The 21,456-nt window shown below is 43.6% G+C and carries 21 protein-coding genes and 1 pseudogene; 10 read left to right on the top strand and 12 right to left on the bottom strand.

All coding sequences use genetic code 11. From position 1 onward, the window contains the following. Window positions 1-29 precede the first annotated feature (29 nt). Window positions 30-434 (top strand): hypothetical protein, encoded by a 405-nt coding sequence (locus H605_RS0101340; protein WP_029052536.1) that lies wholly within the window; start codon window positions 30-32, stop codon window positions 432-434. 50 nt (window positions 435-484) lie between these two features. Continuing rightward, window positions 485-889: a hypothetical protein gene (locus tag H605_RS0101335; RefSeq protein WP_029052535.1), complete on the top strand. Its 405-nt coding sequence runs from the start codon at window positions 485-487 to the stop codon at window positions 887-889. A 133-nt stretch (window positions 890-1,022) separates the two neighbouring features. On the opposite strand, the pseudogene H605_RS18545 reads toward H605_RS0101335, so the two are convergent. Both H605_RS18545 and tnpC read right to left on the bottom strand, forming a co-directional pair. After that, window positions 1,023-1,178, bottom strand: a pseudogene (locus H605_RS18545) (transposase domain-containing protein); the annotation flags it as partial. Window positions 1,179-1,190: 12 nt separating this feature from the next. Then, a complete protein-coding gene (tnpC, locus tag H605_RS17170; protein ID WP_051210422.1) occupies window positions 1,191-1,952 on the bottom strand; it encodes an IS66 family transposase in 762 nt (253 codons plus the stop codon). 1,108 nt (window positions 1,953-3,060) lie between these two features. Here tnpC and H605_RS0101320 point away from each other — a divergent pair. Together H605_RS0101320 and H605_RS0101315 are read left to right on the top strand one after the other, a co-directional pair. Beyond that, on the top strand, window positions 3,061-3,879 hold the full coding sequence (locus H605_RS0101320) for a choline kinase family protein (protein ID WP_029052533.1): 819 nt from the start codon (window positions 3,061-3,063) through the stop codon (window positions 3,877-3,879). Between the two features lie 33 nt (window positions 3,880-3,912). Next, window positions 3,913-4,332, top strand: a complete 420-nt coding sequence (locus tag H605_RS0101315; RefSeq protein ID WP_029052532.1) for a PaaI family thioesterase — start codon at window positions 3,913-3,915, stop codon at window positions 4,330-4,332. 244 nt (window positions 4,333-4,576) lie between these two features. Here the strand turns inward: H605_RS0101315 and H605_RS0101305 are convergent, their stop codons facing one another. From H605_RS0101305 to H605_RS0101285, 5 genes are read right to left on the bottom strand one after another with little or no spacing between them, the layout of a single operon-like run. Continuing rightward, window positions 4,577-5,830 carry a dihydrolipoamide acetyltransferase family protein gene (locus H605_RS0101305; protein ID WP_029052531.1) on the bottom strand — a complete coding sequence of 418 codons (1,254 nt, stop codon included), beginning with the start codon at window positions 5,828-5,830 and terminating at the stop codon, window positions 4,577-4,579. Window positions 5,831-5,842: 12 nt separating this feature from the next. Then, window positions 5,843-6,838, bottom strand: a complete 996-nt coding sequence (locus H605_RS0101300; RefSeq protein WP_029052530.1) for an alpha-ketoacid dehydrogenase subunit beta — start codon at window positions 6,836-6,838, stop codon at window positions 5,843-5,845. Window positions 6,839-6,864: 26 nt separating this feature from the next. Then, on the bottom strand, window positions 6,865-7,929 hold the full coding sequence (pdhA, locus tag H605_RS0101295) for a pyruvate dehydrogenase (acetyl-transferring) E1 component subunit alpha (RefSeq protein ID WP_029052529.1): 1,065 nt from the start codon (window positions 7,927-7,929) through the stop codon (window positions 6,865-6,867). A gap of 29 nt (window positions 7,930-7,958) precedes the next feature. Continuing rightward, window positions 7,959-9,098 carry a Glu/Leu/Phe/Val dehydrogenase dimerization domain-containing protein gene (locus H605_RS0101290; RefSeq protein WP_029052528.1) on the bottom strand — a complete coding sequence of 380 codons (1,140 nt, stop codon included), beginning with the start codon at window positions 9,096-9,098 and terminating at the stop codon, window positions 7,959-7,961. Between the two features lie 56 nt (window positions 9,099-9,154). Next, entirely contained in the window at window positions 9,155-10,510 is a 1,356-nt protein-coding gene (locus tag H605_RS0101285; RefSeq protein ID WP_029052527.1) for a sodium-dependent transporter, read from the bottom strand. A 278-nt stretch (window positions 10,511-10,788) separates the two neighbouring features. On the opposite strand from H605_RS0101285, the gene H605_RS0101280 reads away from it, so the two are divergent. Together H605_RS0101280 and H605_RS0101275 are read left to right on the top strand one after the other, a co-directional pair. Continuing rightward, window positions 10,789-11,253, top strand: a complete 465-nt coding sequence (locus tag H605_RS0101280) for an Lrp/AsnC family transcriptional regulator (RefSeq protein WP_029052526.1) — start codon at window positions 10,789-10,791, stop codon at window positions 11,251-11,253. A 435-nt stretch (window positions 11,254-11,688) separates the two neighbouring features. Beyond that, on the top strand, window positions 11,689-12,396 hold the full coding sequence (locus H605_RS0101275; RefSeq protein WP_029052525.1) for a gamma-glutamyl-gamma-aminobutyrate hydrolase family protein: 708 nt from the start codon (window positions 11,689-11,691) through the stop codon (window positions 12,394-12,396). A gap of 101 nt (window positions 12,397-12,497) precedes the next feature. Here the strand turns inward: H605_RS0101275 and H605_RS17165 are convergent, their stop codons facing one another. Then, window positions 12,498-13,196: a YjjG family noncanonical pyrimidine nucleotidase gene (locus tag H605_RS17165; protein ID WP_051210421.1), complete on the bottom strand. Its 699-nt coding sequence runs from the start codon at window positions 13,194-13,196 to the stop codon at window positions 12,498-12,500. Between the two features lie 197 nt (window positions 13,197-13,393). On the opposite strand from H605_RS17165, the gene H605_RS0101265 reads away from it, so the two are divergent. Beyond that, window positions 13,394-14,149 (top strand): IclR family transcriptional regulator, encoded by a 756-nt coding sequence (locus tag H605_RS0101265; RefSeq protein WP_029052524.1) that lies wholly within the window; start codon window positions 13,394-13,396, stop codon window positions 14,147-14,149. A 56-nt stretch (window positions 14,150-14,205) separates the two neighbouring features. Here the strand turns inward: H605_RS0101265 and H605_RS0101260 are convergent, their stop codons facing one another. Continuing rightward, window positions 14,206-15,195 carry a 5-oxoprolinase subunit C family protein gene (locus tag H605_RS0101260; RefSeq protein WP_029052523.1) on the bottom strand — a complete coding sequence of 330 codons (990 nt, stop codon included), beginning with the start codon at window positions 15,193-15,195 and terminating at the stop codon, window positions 14,206-14,208. Further along, entirely contained in the window at window positions 15,186-15,926 is a 741-nt protein-coding gene (gene pxpB / locus H605_RS0101255; protein WP_029052522.1) for a 5-oxoprolinase subunit PxpB, read from the bottom strand. Before pxpB ends, H605_RS0101260 begins: the two co-directional genes overlap by 10 nt. A gap of 307 nt (window positions 15,927-16,233) precedes the next feature. On the opposite strand from pxpB, the gene H605_RS0101250 reads away from it, so the two are divergent. Genes H605_RS0101250 through H605_RS0101240 form a run of 3 tightly spaced genes read left to right on the top strand, consistent with a single transcriptional unit; the run spans window position 16,234 to window position 19,045 of the window. Further along, window positions 16,234-17,010 (top strand): LamB/YcsF family protein, encoded by a 777-nt coding sequence (locus tag H605_RS0101250; RefSeq protein ID WP_029052521.1) that lies wholly within the window; start codon window positions 16,234-16,236, stop codon window positions 17,008-17,010. Next, window positions 17,007-18,233: an NRAMP family divalent metal transporter gene (locus tag H605_RS0101245; RefSeq protein WP_037561346.1), complete on the top strand. Its 1,227-nt coding sequence runs from the start codon at window positions 17,007-17,009 to the stop codon at window positions 18,231-18,233. The genes H605_RS0101250 and H605_RS0101245 overlap by 4 nt, the downstream gene beginning before the upstream one ends. A 20-nt stretch (window positions 18,234-18,253) precedes the next feature. Next, window positions 18,254-19,045 (top strand): putative hydro-lyase, encoded by a 792-nt coding sequence (locus H605_RS0101240; RefSeq protein WP_029052519.1) that lies wholly within the window; start codon window positions 18,254-18,256, stop codon window positions 19,043-19,045. 91 nt (window positions 19,046-19,136) lie between these two features. On the opposite strand, the gene H605_RS0101235 is transcribed toward H605_RS0101240, so the two are convergent. Both H605_RS0101235 and H605_RS0101230 read right to left on the bottom strand, forming a co-directional pair. Then, window positions 19,137-19,904 (bottom strand): 3-hydroxybutyrate dehydrogenase, encoded by a 768-nt coding sequence (locus H605_RS0101235; protein WP_029052518.1) that lies wholly within the window; start codon window positions 19,902-19,904, stop codon window positions 19,137-19,139. A gap of 21 nt (window positions 19,905-19,925) precedes the next feature. Further along, window positions 19,926-21,248, bottom strand: coding sequence for a GntP family permease (locus H605_RS0101230; RefSeq protein ID WP_029052517.1), 1,323 nt, complete (start codon window positions 21,246-21,248; stop codon window positions 19,926-19,928). Window positions 21,249-21,456: the final 208 nt, after the last annotated feature.

Below are 21,456 nucleotides of genomic sequence, written 5' to 3'. Positions count from 1 at the left end.
CATATAGTAATTAAAGGAGGGGATATGGCATGGAACAATTTGAAGATTGGCAAATAGAAGACATGGTACTTAATACCGTCAATGGTTTGGCTGTTAGTAGGTTGAACAAATTCTATCCAACTTATGTTTCAAAAGCTACGTCGCTCCCTCTGGATATTACTTTTAAGTATTTAAGTGAAATGGCTAAAAAGGGAAGGATTAGATTATCGTGGGAGTTAAGATGTGAAGAATGCTACCGCACTCTTAAAACTGTAGAGGATGTAATTCCTTTTTTAAACGATGAAATTATATGCAAATATTGTGGTGAAGAAAGCACGTTTAATCGAGAAAATATTTTTCCAGTCTTCTATATAAGTGAGGCTTATAAAAAGCAACAACAAAAAAATGTTCAAGTAAAAAAAAAAGTCGGATTAAGGAGAGCAATAACTCTGTAGATCTTAATGAAGGCTCCCTAGGTAATTCAAAATTATGGACAAGCCTTACTATGGATGAAATTGCTGAACTGATGGGCGCGGATCAAAAAGTAACCTTACAAATAATGGGGGATTTAATAGTGGGAGAAAAAAATAAGTACAGAGATATTAAAGTTGAAGCACAGAACAGTTCTATTGGGGATAACAATGAGGTTCATCAAATTAACATACAAACTAATACTGAAATAAAAGAGGCCTTAAAGAATATTGAGCAAGAAATAAGCAAACTGAAAGACATCGAAGAAAAAAGTGATGCGGAAATATATTTTCAATCTTTAACTGATAACATTCAAAAAAATGACTCTGAAAAAATTAAAACGTGCCTAAAAAAGCTAAGTAGCTTTATTGGTAACACAGGGTCTCTTATGACTATAGCAAGTTTCTTTGGTTTTGGTATTCCAGGATTAACCCTTTAATATAGTAATATAGCTCATTGCCTTAATAAAGGGTGATGGGCTTATTTTTTTGTAAGCGTCAAATAGTGAACACATTGTTTCTTATAAATGAAAATGCCACGAAGATCGACCGTAAGATTCTTCGTGGCATATTCTATTTCTTTGACTGGATATAACAATTCTTTGGTAAGGTCTTCGACCAAGGCATTAAGTCGTCAAACTCCGCGATTTTTTCTAGATTGCGTTGAGGAAGTTCTTCGAAAAGGAACTGCAAGTAGAAGAAGGGGTTGACGCCATTCTCTTTTGCGGTCTCTACGAGACTCTAGGCGATGGCACTTGAAGTCGCACCCCTTGTGGAAACTGCGAAAAGCCAGGCTTTTCTACCGATTACGAAAGGCTTTATTGATAGTTCTGCTCGGTTATTGTCGATCTCTATACGACTATCTTTCATAAATGTCCTCAATTTAGGCCATTGTTTTAGCGTATAGGAGATGGCAGTTCCAGTTGCGGTCTTCGGAGCGACAACTTCCTTCTGTTCTTTTAGCCATATCAAAAAAGCATCCAGCACAGGCTGACTGTCGTTTTTCCTTATTTCAAGCCGTTCTTCAGGCGTTTTATCTTTCATTTTGCGTTCAATTGCGAACAATCGGTTGCAGAAATTAAGTCCCTTTTTAGCGACCGTCGTTCGATCTGCACTAGCTGGCGCACCTTTTAATGCCTTGAGTGCCTCATCAAATTTACGGCGCGCATGAGCCCAACAGCCAGCGAGCTCCACGTTTTGAATAGATTCGTAGGCTGCATAGCCATCCACATGAAGATAACCTTGGTAGCCATTTAAAAACTTTTGCGGATTCTCTTTGGCACGACTTGCTTGATAATCAAAGAGCACAATCGGTGTCTTAGAGTCTCTACCTGTCCGATATAGCCACATATAGGATTTTGATTCTGCCTTTTTCCCTGGTTCGTCTAGAACTTGCAGGACAGTTTCGTCCGCATGCAGCACCTTTTCTTCACGAAGGCGCTGATAGAGTTCATCATAGAACGGCTTGAGCCATCGCGTCGTAATTATTGAGCACCTGTGCATCACACAACTTAGAAACGAGTCTAAATAGTGTCAGGATTGTGTGATTTATAGATAGACAAGATCGAAAAAATATGTACTTTCTTTACTCCCAAGTCATCTTCCAGTATCAATAAAATATAAATATAGCAATAACAGTCAATATAATAATCACGGGTAATGATAAAACATAAATCCACATTAAATTGGAAAAAGATTTTTTGCTGCTGTACTTTTTTTTCTTAGAATCCGTACTGGAATTAGCAATAGAGAGAGTCAAAATCAGTCCGACAACCAAAACAATAATAACGAGAATCATGGCTACAATAAGGCCCAAGTTGATGAAGTCCTCCTTTTAAAAAATAAATTCCTTTGTTGCATACGTTATAATCATATCACATAAAACATTTTCGAAGGCCATCCAATTAGAGGGGGGGTGGAGGTTATGAGATCGTCAAGAATTATGTGTCAATAATATAATTTACTGTGCATTGTTTTGGAGTTGTATGATGCACAGATAAACAAAAAAGCACTGCCCAATAGTTACAGGTGGTCTGCCTAAAGTCGACAGGTGTACCTGACGACATTGAGCAAGTGCACTTGCCTAAACCTGCCAGGCCAATAACCAAATAACTTAAAGAATCTTAAGAAATAAGAATAGTGTCGAGATGAATCTCGACGTCGCACAGTTTTCTATGCAGTACGTGAGTGACAACATTAGAAATCATATCGATTTCAAAAATAATTGTTACCGTGTGTATCCTTTTCGGAAAAAAGCTCTATATGACAAGTGAGAGAGGACATGCAAAGTGAATCCACACAGAGTGCGGTAGATTCTGCAAGCCTATGTGAATAGATATTGCCGATCCAATATTCAATGGGACTATCGTGAATCTAGTATTACTATTGATTTAAATGGAGTGTTGAAAGATAATAACGTAATAGGTGTGTCGTCATTCGTCAGTGGATGCTTGATATATAGAATGATAAGAAAAGATATATTTGGTAATACGTTTGATTTGAAATAACGGATTACCTGATTAATTTTCCGAATAATTAATCAGTATGTTGAAATCGGAAATCTACTAGAAGAACTGTACATACTATAGTATGAAAAACAGAGGTGTGAAAAGTGTTTCTAATCGAAGAACTAATATACATCAAAAGACTAGGCGGTCTCACGAACTTAAACTTCCTCGTTGCACACAAAGGACAAAAATACGTCTTACGTTTTCCAGCGCATGAGTTTGAGGATATTATTAACCGCCACCATGAAAAAGAAAACCAGCGAATTGCGGCTGAAATCGAGGTAACAGTCGGTAATGTGGTGTTTACCGATGAAGGCATTAAAATGACTCCGTATTATGATGCGACGGCTAGTTTAACGCGAGATCTGATTGTGTCGTCGGAGTATTTGGAGAAGATTGCGGGTGTGTTGTCTACGCTTCATTCGTCGAAAAGGGAGTTTCCGAATCGTTTTAACTATTGGGGTGAGGTGGAGAAGTATAAGATTGCGTTAACTGAAATCCCTTCGCTGTATGTGTTGTTGGAGGAGCGGCTGAGGAAGTTGATGCAAGGGGAGCGGCAGGAGTATGTGCCGTGTCATATGGATTCGGTGACGGCTAATTTTATTCAGAATGATGCGAAGCAGTTGTTGTTGATCGACTGGGAGTACAGTGCGAATTATTTGCCAGAATGGGATTTGGCGGCGTTTATTTTGGAACGTGAGTTAAATGAGCAGCAGGAGCAAGAGTTACTCAGTTATTACGGTTTGCCGGCTACTTCGAAACAGTCGCTTGATCTGCAAAAGTTGAAGTCAGATTTTCTTTGGTCGTTATGGTCGCTCGTTAAAGAAATAGAAGATCCTTCGTTTGAACAGTATACAGCGAAGCGAACGGAACGCTTGCTCGAGGGGTTGGAACAATATTATCGTGTGTATGGGAATAATTAGATAGTAGATTAAAGGAAAGGAGTGAATGAATGGATGGCACAGTCGAAAACAGTAGATTTAATGGAGGTAGTAAGGGGGGAAGCGACTCCACCGAATTGTGATGGAACATTGCAGATTGAAGTAGTGTCAGCAGAGGATGGAGTGGCCCGTGGTGTGTGGACAGTGGATGAGAAGTTCATGAACGGAAACGGAGTGTCGATGGGCGGCTTTTTAACATCTGCGGCAGATATTATGATGGCTTATGCGGTGGCTTCAAAAATTACCGAAGATCAGACATTTGCTTCTGTGGATATACATACGACGTTTCACCGACCTGTATTCGCGGGGATGGTGGAGGTAGAAGCGCGTGTTGAGCGGCTCGGACGCAAGATGGCTTACGTTGTGGCTAGCCTTTATCAACAGGATAAGAAAGTCGGGGACGTCGTTTCTTCTGTCATGATTTTGGCTAAGTAAGTTGAACTAGTACTGCAAAGAGAAGTCAACTTAGCCCTTATGTACAAATTATTTAAGCAGTTTTATTGCGTTGTGAAAACGCTTTCTAAAAATCTTTTCCGGTAACACGGGAAAGATTTTTTGATGCGTCCTTTGTTGTGGCATACACAACGAGCTGAGCGGCACGGTTTGCAGCCGTATAGCCACCCGGACCGCCACCCATTATAATCAGCTCTTTTTCTAGGATGATTTCACCTACTACTAATTATATCAACTCCAGCCAAAGCTTTTTAGGATTTTCAATCAATTCTGCAAAGCGATTTGTAAAGGCTACCGCCGTTGCACCGTCTGCTACTCGGTGGTCAAATGACATGGAAATATTCATCATCGAGCGGATCACAATTTCGTCATCATCCGTGACTACTGCACATTTCTTCGTCTTATGGAATGCGATAATTGCCGTTTCAGGATGGTTGATGATCGGCGTTGCTCCAGTACTTCCGAGTGGTCCGACGTTCGTGATCGTCATGGTGCCACCTCGCATTTCATTACCAGACAATGTACCGAGACGTGCTTTTTCATTCAGCTCTTTCATTTCAGTGTGGACTTCTAGCAACGTTTTTTTGTGAGCGTTTTTCAAAACAGGCACTAGCAGTCCGAGTGTTGAATCAACAGCAAGTCCGATATGATAGTCTTTTTCCAAAATGATGACTTCATTTTCCTCATCCAACTTAGCGTTGAAAACAGGGAAGTCTTTCAAGGCAACGACGAGAGCCTTGATGAAAAATGCGACCGCGGAAATAGAGACGCCGTCTGCTTTTAATTCCTGACGTAGCGCAAGGAGATTCATCATATCGATTTCCTCGAAATGCGTAACATGCGGGATCGTCGTCAGTGACTGTGTCATTTTCTTCGCGATCTGCTTGCGGATGCCTGTGAAAGGGATCGTCTCTGCTTCTGTCCGAACCGACGCTACTTTAGCTGCAGGGGAAGGGGGAGCGGGCTCTGTGGTGTCCGTTGCAGCCGTTTCCTGTGCTACGGAAGTTTGGTTATGGACTTCTTCCATAAAGTGGAACACGTCCTGTTCTAAAATACGGCCTGCAGGACCCGTGCCATTGACACGTGTAATGTCGACACCATTTTCTCTGGCAATTTTCCGTGTGTACGGAGCTGCCATGACCCGGTGTGGTCCTTTGAATTTCGTTGCAACCTGTGTAGCCTTAATTGTTGGTACCGTCTCGGCAGCAGCAGTGGCGGCTACATGTTCCACCCGCCCTGAACGGTTTTCCGCTTCTATCAGCAAGATCGTGGTCCCTACTCCTACAGTAGAGGCAGGTTCGATTAATAGTTCTCTTACAATTCCAGTTGCGGGTGACGGTAATTCCGCCACCATTTTATCCGTCTGTACTTCTACAAGTGCTTGATCAGCAACAACAGAGTCACCGGGCTTCACGAAGTAGTGAAGAATCTCGGCTTCTGTCATTCCTTCTCCAATATCATGCAGTTTCACTTCTAACAATTGAAGACCCCCTTAGAATGTATACACTTTTTCGATTGCTTCTTCTACCCGTTTAGGTGTTGGCAGATACTCATCTTCCAGTGCGAAGAAGGGTACTGGTACATCAAATCCTGTTACTTTTTCAATCGGTGCTTTCATATATAAGAATGACGTTTTATTGATAATAGAAAGAATATCGTTTCCGACGCCTGTCGTTTCATGTGATTCGTGCACGACTACTACGCGGCCGGTTTTTTGTACAGATTCTGCGATGATATCTCGATCTAGTGGGAATAGAGTGCGCATATCAATGAAGTCACACTGAATTCCTTTGGCTTTCGCTTTTTCAACCGCTTTCTTCGCGACAGGTACCATAGCGCCCCAGGTGATGACGGTTACATCATCACCTTCAGTCACTTTCTTACCTTTTCCGATTTCGACTTCATACATCCCTTCTGGAACCTCTTCACGAACAGCGCGGTATAAGCGCATCGGCTCCATGAACAAGACCGGGTCGGGGTCTTTAATCGCTGCGATTAGCAAGCCCTTAGCATCGGCAGGGGATGAAGGGCAGACGACTTTAATGCCTGGCATATGTGTGAAAAGTGATTCCGGACTGTCTGAGTGAATTTCGGGTGCGCGCACTCCCGCTCCGTACGGCGCACGAATCACCATTGGCACTGTATATTTGCTCATCGTTCGCATTCTGACACGGGTCACATGCGTGGCAATTTGTTCATATGCCGGATAGACAAAGCCGAGAAATTGTATTTCCACGATCGGAATCATCCCGTTCACTGCCAGCCCAACAGAGGAGCCGACAATACCAGCTTCACTTAACGGTGTGTCAATGACACGATCTTCGCCAAATTTTTCTTGCAGGCCTTCGGTTGCGCGGAATACACCGCCATTTTTTCCGATGTCTTCTCCGAGCAGCATGACCCGGTCGTCTTCCGCAAGCATCGTGCCTAGTGCATCTGTCACAGCCTGCACTAGCGTTAATGAACGTGTCGTTTGAATGGTTTCCATTGTTGATGTTTCAGCGACTGGATTCATTACTGATCCCTCCTAACTGATTGTAGATACTGTTCTTTCTGCTCCCGTAATGGCCACGGCATTTCGGCAAATACGTGGTCGAATAAATCTTCTACATTCGCTTTAGGGAAGTTTTCCATTTCTACGATGGCTTCTTCGATTTCCTTGTTGATCTGTGTACTGATTTCCTGTTCCCATTTGCCGTCCCAGTATTTTTGTTCTTTCATGAAACGTTCTAAGCGCAATAGGGGATCTAATTGGTCACGTGTGGAATCCACTTCGTATTGATCGCGGTATTTTGTCGGATCGTCAGCTGTTGTATGCGCACCGAACCGCTGGGTAACGGCTTCGATTAATGTCGGACCGTCACCATTTCTCGCTCTGTCGAATGCTTTTTTTGTTTCGAAATACACGGCGAAAATATCGTTCCCATCAATACGGATGCCAGGCATGCCGTACGCGACACTTTTTTGAGCAATTGTTTTGGAGTTCATTTGCTTCTCGATTGGCATCGAGATAGCATACCCATTGTTCTGGTTAAAGAAAACGACTGGTAACTTGAATACGCTGGCAAAGTTCATGCCTTCGTGGAAGTCACCTTCAGACGTAGCTCCGTCGCCAAAATAGGCGATAGAAACATTTTTATTGCCTTTACGCTTATCTGCCCACGCAGCACCTGCTGCATGCGGAAGCTGTGTAGCAATGGGAACCGCTGGAGGGAAGATATTGCGGTCGGGATGCAGATTACCTTCCGCTCGCCCGTTCCAGTACAGCAGCACTTTCGGCATATTCGCGCCGAACGTCAATATAGCGCCATGGTCACGGTAGGTTGGAAACACCCAGTCATCTTTTTTCAAAGAAAGCGCGCTTCCTACTTGTGCAGCCTCCTGCCCTTCGAAAAGGGCATACGTTCCGAGGCGACCTTGACGTTGCAGGCTCTTCGCTTTACGGTCAAACGTTCGGATCCGCAGCATATTATAGTAAAATGAATGAACTAATTCGGCTGTGATCTCTTCTTTAATCGAGTCATCCGTAAACTTACCTTCTTCATTCACATATTGTGTAATTGGATATAATTCTTCCATGAATTCATCACCTCATTCGGCTATTTTTATTACTGATGAAAATTCCATTTCGGTCGGTTTGACTGCGTGAAGAAGCTGTTGCGGTTCTTGGCATCCGCAATACGCTTTTCGCACATACGGTCTGCAGCAGTAGCAGTGGTAATATGATCCTGTTCCGCCTGATGGAATACTTCAAGCAGTGAGTTGTAGATGTTTTCAGTTTTAGCGAGTACACGTGCAGGATTCGTTCCGTACAGTTCATCCGCCACTTGGATCAGTCCGCCACCGTTAACGATATAGTCGGGTGCGTACAGAATACCTTTTTCACGAAGCAGTTCTCCGTGACGACTTTCTGCGAGCTGATTGTTTGCGGAGCCCGAGATTCCTCGGACTTTCAGTACGTTGAGCGTGTCGTCATTGATCACGCCACCAAATGCACAAGGAACAAAAATATCTGCTTGCTGGCTGTAAATCTCATCACTTGAGACGACCTTGACAGCGCTTCCACCGAGCTTCTGTATATCTGCAATCGCTTGCTCATGAATATCTGTGACGATCACGTTTCCGCCTTCATTGATAATATGTTCCGCTACTTTGTAACCTACTTTTCCAAGACCTTGAATACTGTATGTTCGACCTTCTACTTTGTCGTCACCAAACACATTCTGGTTTGTCGCTTTAATACCATAGAAGACTCCGAGTGCAGTAGGGATGGATGAGTCTCCACCGCCGCCATATTCAACCGGCTTGCCCACGATGTAGTTTGTTTCTTTCATAGCTTGCACAAAGTCTTCAAGCGTTGTGCCCATGTCTGTTCCTGTATAGAAGCGTCCGTTCAGTGATTCGATGAATTGCCCGAAAGCACGGAATTTCTCAGGCGTTTTATCTTTTAACGGATCTCCGATGATGACGGATTTTCCGCCACCAAAGTCTACATCAGCTGCCGCGCATTTATAGGTCATCCCTTTAGAAAGGCGAAGAACATCTTGTAATGCGAGATCCATCGTTTTATACGGCGCCATGCGACATCCACCAAGTGCAGGTCCCATCGTCGTATCGTGGAGTGCAATGATGGCTTGAAGACCGGTTGCTTTATCATGACAAAATAGAATTTGTTCATGCTCGACCATTTTATCCAATACACTTGCCTTGTCGTCTTGTAAAGTCTGTTCTAAAGTTACCAAAATCATTTCCTCCTCTATTTTATTGCTGTGAACCTATAAGAGGGCATCAGCAATCTATCTAGTTATTTCAAGAAGTTCAATAGTCCAAGTACGTCTGCAAACACAATGAGAATAGCTACCGGTGCGAGGTAACGAATTAATAAAAACCAGGCAGAAAATAATTTTGTGCTGATGTTGGAGCCAGCCTTCAATTCTTTATAGAGCTTTTCTTTCGGTATTTTTATTGGGATGAATAGGGCGATCAACAACGCACCGAGTGGCATGAGAATATTACTTACTAAAAAGTCGAAGGCGTCAAACAGAATCATACCGAAAATTGTAAAGTCTGATAATATGCCGTACGATAACGCGGATGGGACACCGACTATAAAGATGGCTGCGCCAATCATCCAGGCGTGATGTTTCCTCTTCTTGTGATCCCCTTTGGAAGTGGCTGCTACAATTATTTCCAACATGGAAAATGCAGAAGTCAACGCGGCAAACAGGAACAGAATCAGGAATGCTAGGAAGAACAATGTGCCAAACGGCAGTTGCCCAAAAATGGTGGGCAATACATTAAAGAGTAATGTAGGGCCTGCGTCTGGTTCGAGACCGAATGCAAAGACCGCTGGGAAAATAACCAATCCGGCTAGAACGGCCACGAGCAAGTTCATTAATACGATGGAAATAGCGGATTGTGGCAAACTCTCCTTCTTGGATAAATACGAACTGTATGTCACCATGACGGAAACACCGATACTAAGTGCAAAGAAGGATTGCCCCATCGCGAACAAAATGGTTTCAGAAGTAATATTGCCGAAGTCAGGTTTTAGGAAGAAGCTAACACCCGCCATCGCTCCGTCGAGAGTGAATGATCGTATAGTCAAGATGATAAACAAGACGAACAGTGCAGGCATCATATATTTACTGGCCTTTTCTATACCGCTTGTAACCCCTCTAGCTATGACAAATGTTGTCATCATCATGAATAGGAGCTGAGCACCTACACTCACGTAGGGACTGGATACAATGCTGCCGAATAAATCTCCATAGTCAGCCTGCGTTAGACCACTTAGACTGCCCGTTGCAGCTTTCCAAATGTAGATGAGCACCCAGCCGCCCACCACGCTGTAAAATGATAGAAGGATGAAACACGTAATAATTCCCAGTCTTCCGATCAGATGCCAGGATGTACCTGGCGCGATTGTTTTATATGAATCAATTGCATCCTTCTGAGTACTTCGTCCAATAATGAATTCTCCCATGAGTAGCGGAAGTCCGATTAGGAAGGTGAAAAGTAAAAAGATTAATAAAAAAGCTCCACCGCCACTTGTGCCTGCTACATAAGGAAATTTCCATATGGCACCTAAACCTATCGCTGAGCCCGCTGCTGCTAAAATAAAACCTAATTTAGAAGACCACTGATTGTTCGTATGCATGCGTCACGTTCCTTTTGTGTTATAGTTTTTACTGATTGGAAGATAATTTTTTAGAAATTGAAACCGCTTACAAGACCGTGTAAAAAAATATTTATACATAGGTTTTGGGATGCAAGTGGTCTGCTTCGTACCTCCCTCGGTTGCTGTTTTCCCTTTGACTTAATAATAGAGTAAGTTATAATTTATTTACATATCAGAAAAAAGTGATTTTCACAAAAGAGACACAACTTTGAATAACTTTAGAGCATTTATCCTTCATTTTGGAAAGAGGTGTGGTTTTGAACAAAACGGACATTACATTATTGAAACTATTGCAAGAAAACAGCCGTGTGACAATCAGCGATCTTTCTAAACAACTATCTCTCAGTCGCCCTAGTGTTTCGGAACGTTTGCTACGTCTGCAGGAAAAAGGCATTATAGAAGAATTTACTGCGCGAATATCATTGCAGGCACTTGGACTGGACACATTACTATTCATCCAAGTAAGTGAATTGAAAAAGAGGCCCAATGAGTTTGAGGAACAAATTAAAGTAGAAAATTCGATTCTTGAATGTCACCGTGTGACCGGAACGACTAATTATATCTTGAAAGCCGCAACGTCTAGCATGGCCAAAATGAGTGAGCTAATCGACCGGCTAATCCCATTCGGTACGTTAACAACTTCTATTGTATTGTCGTCGCCTATTCCGTATACGATTATTCTGCCGGAAGAAGAGGTAGTAGAAGAAAACTGTTTGCTGTAACGGGTACCTGATGAGAATGTGTTGAATCTCTTCTATATAAGCATATGTATACGCTCTATTTGTATGCGCTTTCAAACTAGAGGCTAGTATTATAGAATAGAAGAAAAATATCGATTAATTCTTTAGAAGAGACTATGTAATCAACGTCTTTGTGAAAGCGTTGTGTTTGATAACAAAATAGTACGCAGACCAATCATTTCAACAGGGATCCGGCTGATTTTTTATTTTTAATTTAATTCACATATACACAAAAACATCTTTTAACAAAATAATAACCATACTCCATCTATCCCAGACTTCCATTCGCTACATGAATCGAAACCTGGTTTTTCTGTTTACATGTATAGTAATGTAACGATCCCTGAGTAACTTCTCACAAATTCGGGTATACCATATTTCATCACTTGTAGGAATGTAAAAGGGAGAGTGCATTACATGAAACCATTAATTGGTGTAACGTCAGATATAGATCAAAACGGGGATATACTGGTTCAGACTAGATTTATACGGGCGGTTCGACAAGCAGGTGGCGTACCCGTCATTTTGCCGGTAGGACTGGAAGCAATTGAAGAAGTGTGCGATCGAATAGATGGGGTATTGCTAATCGGTGGGGAAGATGTGGATCCGTATTTGTATGGTGAAGAACCACATCGGCAGCTTGGAAAAGTATTGCCGGAGCGGGATGAGTCGGAGCTTGCGTTAATTAAAAGAATGGCGGATCAAGATAAGCCGGTGTTTGGGATTTGCCGAGGGTATCAGTTGATCAATGTGGCGTTTGGTGGAACGATTTATCAGGACATATATGCGCAGCTATCAGAGGATTTGTTGCAGCATCATCAGCTGACCGATTTAGACTTTGCGTTTCATTCAATAGATATAGTAGGGGATAGTAAGTTGGCGGAGTGGGCAGGCACTTCGGAAGTCCGCGTGAATTCACTGCATCACCAGGCTGTGAGGGAAGTACATGCACCACTTGTTGTGACCGCGGTTGCGAAGGATGGGGTCATTGAAGCTTTTGAGAGTACTGCGCATCGTTTTGTCGTAGGCGTTCAGTGGCATCCTGAAGCGATGGTGAAGAGGGAAGATCCGTTGTCGTTGAAGTTATTTGAGCAGTTTATTGAGGCGGCAAGAGAGAAAAGGTGATGGGATTTCTGTCGAAGTCTTTGGGTCATTTCATTGCTAGCTTAATAGATATATGAGAAGCCCCTCCAACGAAATGTATTGGAGGGGTTGTTCGTTTTGGATTAGTTGTTCTTTACTGTTGTACGGCCAACACTGAATTCTGCCCATGAATGAATTTCATATGTCGGCTGGATTCCTATATGGTTTTCGCGACGATCTCGGTTGAACCAGCACGTGTCGATACCCGCGTTGATTCCGCCTTGAATGTCGGAAGTTAGAGAGTCGCCGATCATGAGTACACGAGACGGATCGGTGATGCCTAGTTTCTGAAACGTATAGTCAAAAATTTCAGGTTGTGGCTTCTTGTAGCCTGTTTCTTCGGAAGCAATAATCGCTTCGAATGTATTGCGTAAAGGCGAGCCAGCTATGCGAGCGTGTTGAGCAATTGTGAAGCCGTTCGTTAAGATCGCCAATCTGTAATCAGATAGCTTTGAAATCATCTCTTCTACGCCGTCGATCATATGTGATTCATGGCCTAAGTTTTCGATGTATAGCTCACCGAAGTGTGCTGCATCTAGTTGTAGTTCGTGATGTGCGAATAACCGACGAAAGCGTTCCACTTTTAATTCTTCAATGGTAATGCGTCCTTGTTCGAGATCATCCCAGATGACGGAGCTGATCGCACGGTACGTATCGCGGTAAGCTTCTAAGCCGTTTGGTAGGCCGAATGTGTTGAATGTATTGCCAAGAGCATGTTTTTCTGTTTCAGCAAAATCGAATAATGTATCGTCTAGATCGAATAATAATACGTCGTATGGCATAAAGAAAACTCCTTTTTTTACAATAAGTACTAGTATAACATGATGTGAACGATAGGTGGAAGGACTGCCGATTATGAATGGAAAATGACGCTCCAAGGGAATGAGATGATCGAAAGAGTGTAATGCGTAGGTAGGATAATAATGGTATACTCGTCCATAGAATCTATATAAAATATTACGTTTGGAAAGGAGCCAAAATGAGCACAAACAACAAAACAGTCGTCCGCTCCCTGGACATACTAAACTTATTCGTCGATCATCCAGCCCTAACATTCCAAGAAATCATCGACCTATCCGGTATTCCAAAGTCCTCTGTCTACCGCATGCTATCATCACTCGAAGAAATGAAGTTCCTCGAAAAGGGCGCGGATTCACGGTATCGTCTAGGTCTGTTGTTTTTGAAATATGGCAGTCTCGTTTCGAAACGGTTGGATATTCGCAAGATTGCGTATCCGATTATGGAAGAGCTTCACCAGGATGTGAAGGAAGCGATTAATTTGATTGTCCGGCAAGGGGATCAGGCGATTTATGTGGAGAAGATCGATACGTTCCAGAAGGTGCGTTTGTATACGGCGATTGGTAGAAGTAGTCCGTTATATGCAGGGGCTTGTTCGCGGATCATTTTGTCCCATCTTTCAGATCGCTATATTGCCGAGTATTTGGATAAGACGGAATTACAGCGGTTTGGTAACGGTACGTTTACGGATCGGGAGTTGCTGCTCGCATCTATTGAGGAGACGCGACGGAATGGCTATACGCTTAGTAATTCGGAGCTTGAGAATTTTACATCTGCTGTTGCGGCACCGATCTTTGATTTTAGTGGTGATGTGATTGCAGGGATTAGTATCGCGGGTATTGAAGCGAATTATCAGGAAGAGAATGTAAAAATACTCGTTCCAAAAGTGAAAGAAGCTGCCTTGGAGATTTCTAGGCAGCTCGGGTATACAGAATGAGTGAAACCTTGTATTTCAGTAGAGTGATACTGAAACGCAAGGTTTTTTATTATGCTTCAATACTGAAGTGTATGTTGGACACCGATTTTAATTTGGTTGATCAGCTCTTCTTTTGCGATGAGTTCACGTTCTGCTTCTGCATGTGTGATGAGCTTGAAATAGAGTTTTGCGTTAGGTTTCACTTGCGACAGGCTGCCTAAGTCGGCGGTGATGACTTGTCCGATTTTCGGATAGCCGCCAGCCGTTTGTCTGTCCGCCATTAAAATAATCGGCTTGCCGTTAGGGGGGATTTGAATCGTTCCGAACGTCACGCCTTCCGAAAGTAGTTCCAGTTTTTCTGTTAATGCAAGTGCTTGTCCTTCGAGTCGTAAGCCCATTCGGTTCGATTGCGGCGTGACAACATACGGCTCGCGTACAAGTAGTTGTTTACTGGCATCATCAAAGTGCTTATATTCAGTGCCTTCAATTATTCGTATAGTTTGCGTAGATGACAGACTGATTAGCGGATGATGCGGTACAGCCCAGTCTGGCGTTCCTACTTGTTCAATCAACGCAAAGACTTTCTTGTTTGATTCCGTTAATTGACCAAATGAAAGCTGATCGTTTTGTTTCAAAGCTCTACCTTTGAATCCGCCAATACCCGCCACCATATACGTACTTTTACTTTCCATCACAACCGGAATGTCTAGCCCGCCCGCAATAGCCAAATACGCTCGGCAACCTTCAATCGCAAAGCCGAATTTCAGAATCGAGCCTTTTTTGACAATGAGAGGCCGCCAATTCGCCACCGGTATCCCGTCAATCGTCGTTTGAAGATCGCCGCCCGTAATCGCGATCAGTGTATCTTCTTCAAACTCAAGCTTCGTTCCAAATAACGTGATTTCTAGAACGCCTTCACGCTCATCATTGCCTACAAGTAAGTTCGCAATTCGCATGGAATAGCTATCCATGGCACCGCTTACAAGAACACCGAACTTTTGTGAACCGGTCCGACCAATATCTTGAATAGTAGTCAAGAGTCCAGCATTTAGTACGTTTACTGACATGTCGTCACCTTCTTTTGCTCATCATACTGTTCTTGTGTCATCGGACAAAATTTAATTTTATCTCCAGACTGCAATAAAGACGGGGGAGACATATCCGGAACGAATAGATCCGTTGGTGTGCGTCCGATGATTTGCCAGCCGCCTGGCGTTTCGAGTGGATAGACACCGGTTTGTTTGCCAGCGATCCCGACAGAGCCAGGAGGAATTGATGTCCGTGGTGTCAATTTTCTCGGTGTCGCAATTCGTTCATCGAGACCGCCGAGAAACGGAAATCCTGGTGCGAAGCCAATCATGTAGACGAGGTATTCAGGTGTCGTATGAATTTCAATAACTTCTTCGATAGACATGCCATGGGTCTCCGCCACGATTTCCAAATCAGGACCGAATTCTCCACCGTAAAGAACAGGAATTTCTACTAACCTTCCTTCCGTAACAGGAATTTCGGATATTTGGGTAGCTAGCGTATTGATATAATGAGTCACTTTTTCAATAGGTGTGCCGTCAATCTGAAATCCATTTTTTGATTGATAGACGAGATACGGAGAGTAATATACCGCCAAGCTATTATAGGCAGGAACCGACTCGATGAATCCGTCAAATGGGTATTTATCCAAAAGGAAAGACAGGTTTTTCACTTGTTGGTGGATGGAAGGATGGATGCCTTCCCCTAGTTTTATAATGATGGCCGAATCGCCAAGTACTTTTATATCGAGAGATTTCTGATCACTCATCGTAACATCTCCTTCAAATTCCGAAATTCGAAACCGTTATTCTGAAAAACGAATCGTAGTTCTATTATAGATTTCTAATAAGAAAATACAAGCTTATTATTCAGTTAATAAAAATACTCACCATATTTCGACAATAGTCTATTCAACAAAAGAATTTTATGATAGACTAAGTTTCAAGTTCAAAACCTCGGTTTCGAATTTCGAAACTAAGCGATATGCAAACGCTTACTTCATGTCGGTAAATTAGATGAATCATTTAGAGTTTGATGGGTTTGATTCATTTTTAAAAATAAAGGGGGGCATACACATGGTAAAAGTAGATTTGAATAGTGATTTAGGAGAAAGCTTTGGTCGGTATACATTAGGGGAACAAAAAGAGATATTGAAATATGTAACCTCTGCCAATATAGCGTGCGGATTCCACGCGGGAGATCCTTCCGTGATGCGGGAAACGGTACAACTTGCGATCGATAACGGAGTACGAATCGGCGCACATCCGGGGTTGCCTGATTTAGTTGGATTCGGACGTAGAGATATGAACATTACTCCCGAAGAAGCGTACGATATGGTTGTTTATCAAATCGGCGCACTGCAAGCCTTCCTCGCTGTACATCAAGAGCCGATGCAACATGTGAAACCGCATGGCGCACTGTATCAGATGGCGTCAAGAGATCAAGGAATTGCAGAAGCGATCGCCAAAGCTGTCTATGATGTCTCACCTTCACTTGTATTGTTCGCTCTTGCGGATAGTGAATTGTCAAAAGCAGGGGAAGCGATTGGACTCGTGACGGCGCATGAAGTATTTGCCGATCGTACGTATCAATCAAACGGCATGCTCACTTCGCGTTCGCAAGATGATGCGATGATTACCGATCAAGAACAGTCTGCAGCGCAAGTTATTACGATGGTAAAAGAAGGAAAAGTGCGTTCTCAACAAGGGACGGATGTTGCTCTACGCGCTGACACGATTTGCATCCATGGAGATGGAGAGCATGCAGTCGAATTCGCAAAATACATTACAGACCGGCTGAACGGTGAGGAAATTACTGTGACGGCTATTGCTGATCGGGAGGAGTCTGTATGAAAAATGAAAAATTAGGATTGACTCATGAGCAGGAACAGAAAAAAGTAACCCGTGGCGTCTTGCTTGGCGCCGCCTTCCTGATGGCCACTTCGTCTGTTGGGCCAGGATTTTTAACGCAGACGACTGTATTTACTGAGCAACTGGCCGCAAGTTTTGGTTTCGTTATTTTAATTTCATTAATTCTAGATGTCTTTGCTCAAATGAATATTTGGCGAGTTATTGCGGTTTCTGGATTACGTGGACAGGAAATTGCCAATAAAGTGTTGCCAGGTCTAGGTTTCGTGTTAGCGTTCCTCATTGTCGCGGGAGGTCTTGCATTCAATATAGGAAACGTGGCGGGTGCAGGTTTGGGGCTTAACGCGATGGTTGGAATCGATCCGATCATGGGTGCGGTCATCAGTGCGGTCTTTGCGATTTTGATTTTCATGGTAAAAGAAGCAGGCAAGGTAATGGACAAGGTCGTTGCCGTTGCGGGTGTGATCATGATTATCTTGGTCGTATTCGTTGCTTTCAAAACGTCTCCGCCAGTCGGAGAGGCAATCGTCCGAACGTTTAATCCTTCTGAAATCAGCTTCTTCGCGATCGTTACGTTAGTCGGAGGTACAGTCGGTGGGTACATTACGTTCGCGGGTGGACACCGTTTATTAGACGCAGGAATTAAAGGCATTGATTCCGTTCCATTGGTTACGAGAAGTTCTGTTACAGGTATTGTCGTTACGGGGATCATCCGAGTGGCATTATTCTTAGCGGTACTCGGCATCGTTTCACAAGGTTTGCAAATTGATCCAGACAATCCACCAGCATCTGTGTTCCAGCTAGGTGCAGGAGAACTTGGGTTGAGATTATTCGGTGTCATCATGTGGGTAGCAGCGATCACGTCCGTTGTCGGTGCAGCGTATACATCGGTTTCATTCATCCGATCATTCCACCCATTCATCGAAAAGTATCACAACTGGATTATTATTTTATTCATCATCGTCTCGACGTCAACGTTCGCATTCGTTGGAAAGCCGGTCACGATTCTATTATTAGTAGGGGCATTGAATGCGTTGATTCTGCCACTAGCACTAGGTACGTTGCTCGTTGCGGCGTATAAGAAGAATATTGTCGGTGAATACAAACATCCACTATGGCTTACGATTGGCGGCGTGGTCGTTGTCGTCGTAATGGGTGTGTTGAGTGTCATCACGTTGATCGAACAGATTCCATTACTTTTTGATTGATGGGTAGGAGGTTGTAATTAATGGAAGCCTATTGTTCTATGAAAGCGCAAGAAGTTCGGAAGTTGATCCGAGAGCAAGTCATTACCGGGCAGACGTCTGGGATGGCGACGGGCTTTACGCAAGCGAATTTGGTCATATTAAAACAGGAGCACGCCCTTGATTTCCTGCTGTTTTGCCAACGTAATCCGAAGTCTTGTCCGTTACTAGATGTGACAGAGCCGGGTTCGTATCGTCCGGCTAAGCTTGCTGAAGGTGCAGATATTCGCAGTGAACTACCGAGTTACCGTATTTATAGAGATGGTGTGCTGGCTGAAGAAGTGAATGATATTACAGACTACTGGGAAGATGATATGGTCGGCTTTTTAATCGGCTGCAGTTTCACGTTTGAGGCACCGTTACTGGCGGGCGGAATTCCTATTCGGCATATCGAAGAAAATCGCAATGTTCCGATGTATAAGACGAATATTGCTTGCACGAAGTCTGGTATTTTCGAAGGACCGACCGTCGTCAGCATGCGACCGATGAAGGCGCAAGACGCGATTCGAGCAATTCAAATTACAACGCGCTTCCCTGACGTTCATGGGGCACCGATTCATCTCGGGGATCCTAGTTTGATTGGAATTGATGATGTTTCCGCACCGGACTTTGGAGATGCCGTTACGATTAATGAAGGCGAGATCCCCGTGTTCTGGGCGTGTGGTGTGACGCCGCAAGCGGTAGCGATGCAAAGTAAGCCATCGATTATGATTACGCATTCTCCAGGTTGTATGTTTATTAGTGATAGGAAAGATTCGGAGCTTAGTGTTTTGTAATGTAAAAAGTTCTCAACTCGACTAGTCATCGGTTGAGAACTTTTTTGGTTTTTATTGGCTAGTATTCATTCAAGACCTACTTATTTAGACCCTATTGCACGGTATATCCACCGTCGAGCACAACGGCTTGGCCGGTAATCCCTTTTGCGCTATCACTTGAAAGATATAGCGCTAGATCCGCGACTTCTTTTACGTCCAACAAACGTTTCTGTGGCACTAGGGGATAAATAATTTCCTCTAGTACAGATTCGAGCGGCACACCACGAACTTCCGCTAAGTCTTCAAATTGATTGCGGACGAGGGGGGTGTCCACGTAGCCAGGGCAAATCGCATTTACGGTAATCCCGTCAGCTGCCGTTTCAAGTGCAGCTACTTTCGTCAATCCGATGACGCCGTGTTTGGAAGAGTTGTAAGCAGCTTTACCTGCGAATCCGACCAACCCGTTGATCGATGCCATATTTAAAATTCGGCCGAATTGCTGTTTCTTCATATGAGGTAAGACAAGCTTAGTCGCAATGAATGGGGCAGTGAGCATCACTTTTACAAGCAGTTCAAATCGTGCAGTAGGGAAGTCTTCGAGCTTTGCGACGTGCTGCAAACCTGCATTGTTAATCAAGATGTCGATTCTGCCGAAGTGGGAGATCGCCCCATCGATTGCTTGTTGAATATCTTCTTCTTTCGTCACATCACATTTCAAGCCGATTGCGCGGCGACCTAACGTGACAGCCGCATCTTTTACCTTTTCTTCATTCACATCCGTCAACACGACGATGGCGCCAGCTTCAGCGAAAGCTTTTGATATTTCGAATCCGATTCCTTGAGCAGCGCCAGTGATGAGTAGTACTCGATCTTTTACCATGATGACTTCCTCCTTGATCTATTAAATACCGAATCCTAGTGAGAATAAAACGATTGCGATGATGACACCGATGACGGGTACAATGACTGTAACAGCCGCCATTGCGCCGTAAGCTGCACGATGCGTTTCTCCAGCGATAGACTGAATCGTCGTGACAACATAGCCGTTATGTGGCAATGAATCCAGGGCTCCGGATGAAATTGCAACGACGCGGTGAAGGGCTTCCGGATCAACACCCATATCCATATAGTGTGGTGCGATCAGCGGCAGAGCAATAGCTTGCCCGCCAGAAGCGGATCCTGTCATACCGGCGATAACAGATACTGCGATCGCTGTCCCGATTAACGGAGATCCAGGGATATTGGTCATCACTGCGACTGCGTCTTGAAATGCTGGTACGGCTTTTGCTACGCCACCGAATCCAACTACAGCTGCTGTATTCCCGATTGCGACCATTGCGCCGAGTGTACCCGCTGAAACAGCTGCACTGTAGTTCTGTGAATACCTTTTGCCAACGAAATATGTGGAGATGATCCCGCCTAGTAAAGCTATAATTAATGCAGATTGTGCTAGTTTATCATGGAATACATACGAAATGATCAATACGATTGCCAACGGAATCATGGAAAGGAAAGGGTTCGGCAATGCACGAGTCGTATCGAATGTAGGGTCTGATGATCTATCAATGAAACGTTCGCCTTTTTTGACTGCTTTTGTGATGATTCGCTTGAGCCACCAGTAGCCGAAGAAGGCCATGAACAATGCGACAAGGAGACTCACTTCCCAGCCTGCATAAGCATTGGTTCCAAGGAATTCGATTGGAATCCAGTTTTGAATTTCAGGTGATCCCGCAGACGTCATCGTGAACGTGACGGAGCCGAGTCCTAATGTCGCAGGTATGAAACGTCTTGGTAAATCCGCTTGCTTAAATAATGAAATAGCCATTGGATATACAGAGAAGGCTACGACGAACAAGCTCACGCCACCATACGTCAGGATTGCACAGGCCATCACAATAGCGAGTACAGCGAACTTCATACCGAGCTTTTCTACGAACCATTTTGCAACAGCGTCCGCTGCTCCGCTATCTTCCATTACTTTACCAAATATTGCCCCAAGCAGGAACATTAAATACCACGACATGATAAAACTTGTGAATCCTGTCATATAACTAGTGACGAAGTTCTCTTCACCTTCGCCAGCAAGTTGAGGAAATAATGTCATACCACTCATTAATGCTACAAATAAAGCAGAAACCGGTCCAGCGATTAAAATGTTCACACCTCTCATCGTTAAAACAATAAGCAAGGCCAAACCACCGATAAGTCCAATCATCCCTAATATGCCCATTCGTCTACCTCCATTTTGTTTAATAGTTTGTCTAAAATGTTACAAGTGAAGCGCTTTCATGTATTAAAACAGATTATAAAAAAACATGCAAACCGCTAAATAGCAAGGTTTGCATGTTTTTTATTGAAATGAATTCCGGATATTCGGAATTATAGCTTGAAAATAATAGAGTGGTAGTCCGGATTATCGGAATAAATTCCGG

Origin of the sequence: Sporosarcina ureae DSM 2281, from assembly GCF_000425545.1 — a bacterium.
Classification (GTDB): domain Bacteria; phylum Bacillota; class Bacilli; order Bacillales_A; family Planococcaceae; genus Sporosarcina; species Sporosarcina ureae.
Note: the sequence above shows the minus strand (reverse complement) of the source record. Positions and strands in the feature narration are given on the sequence as shown.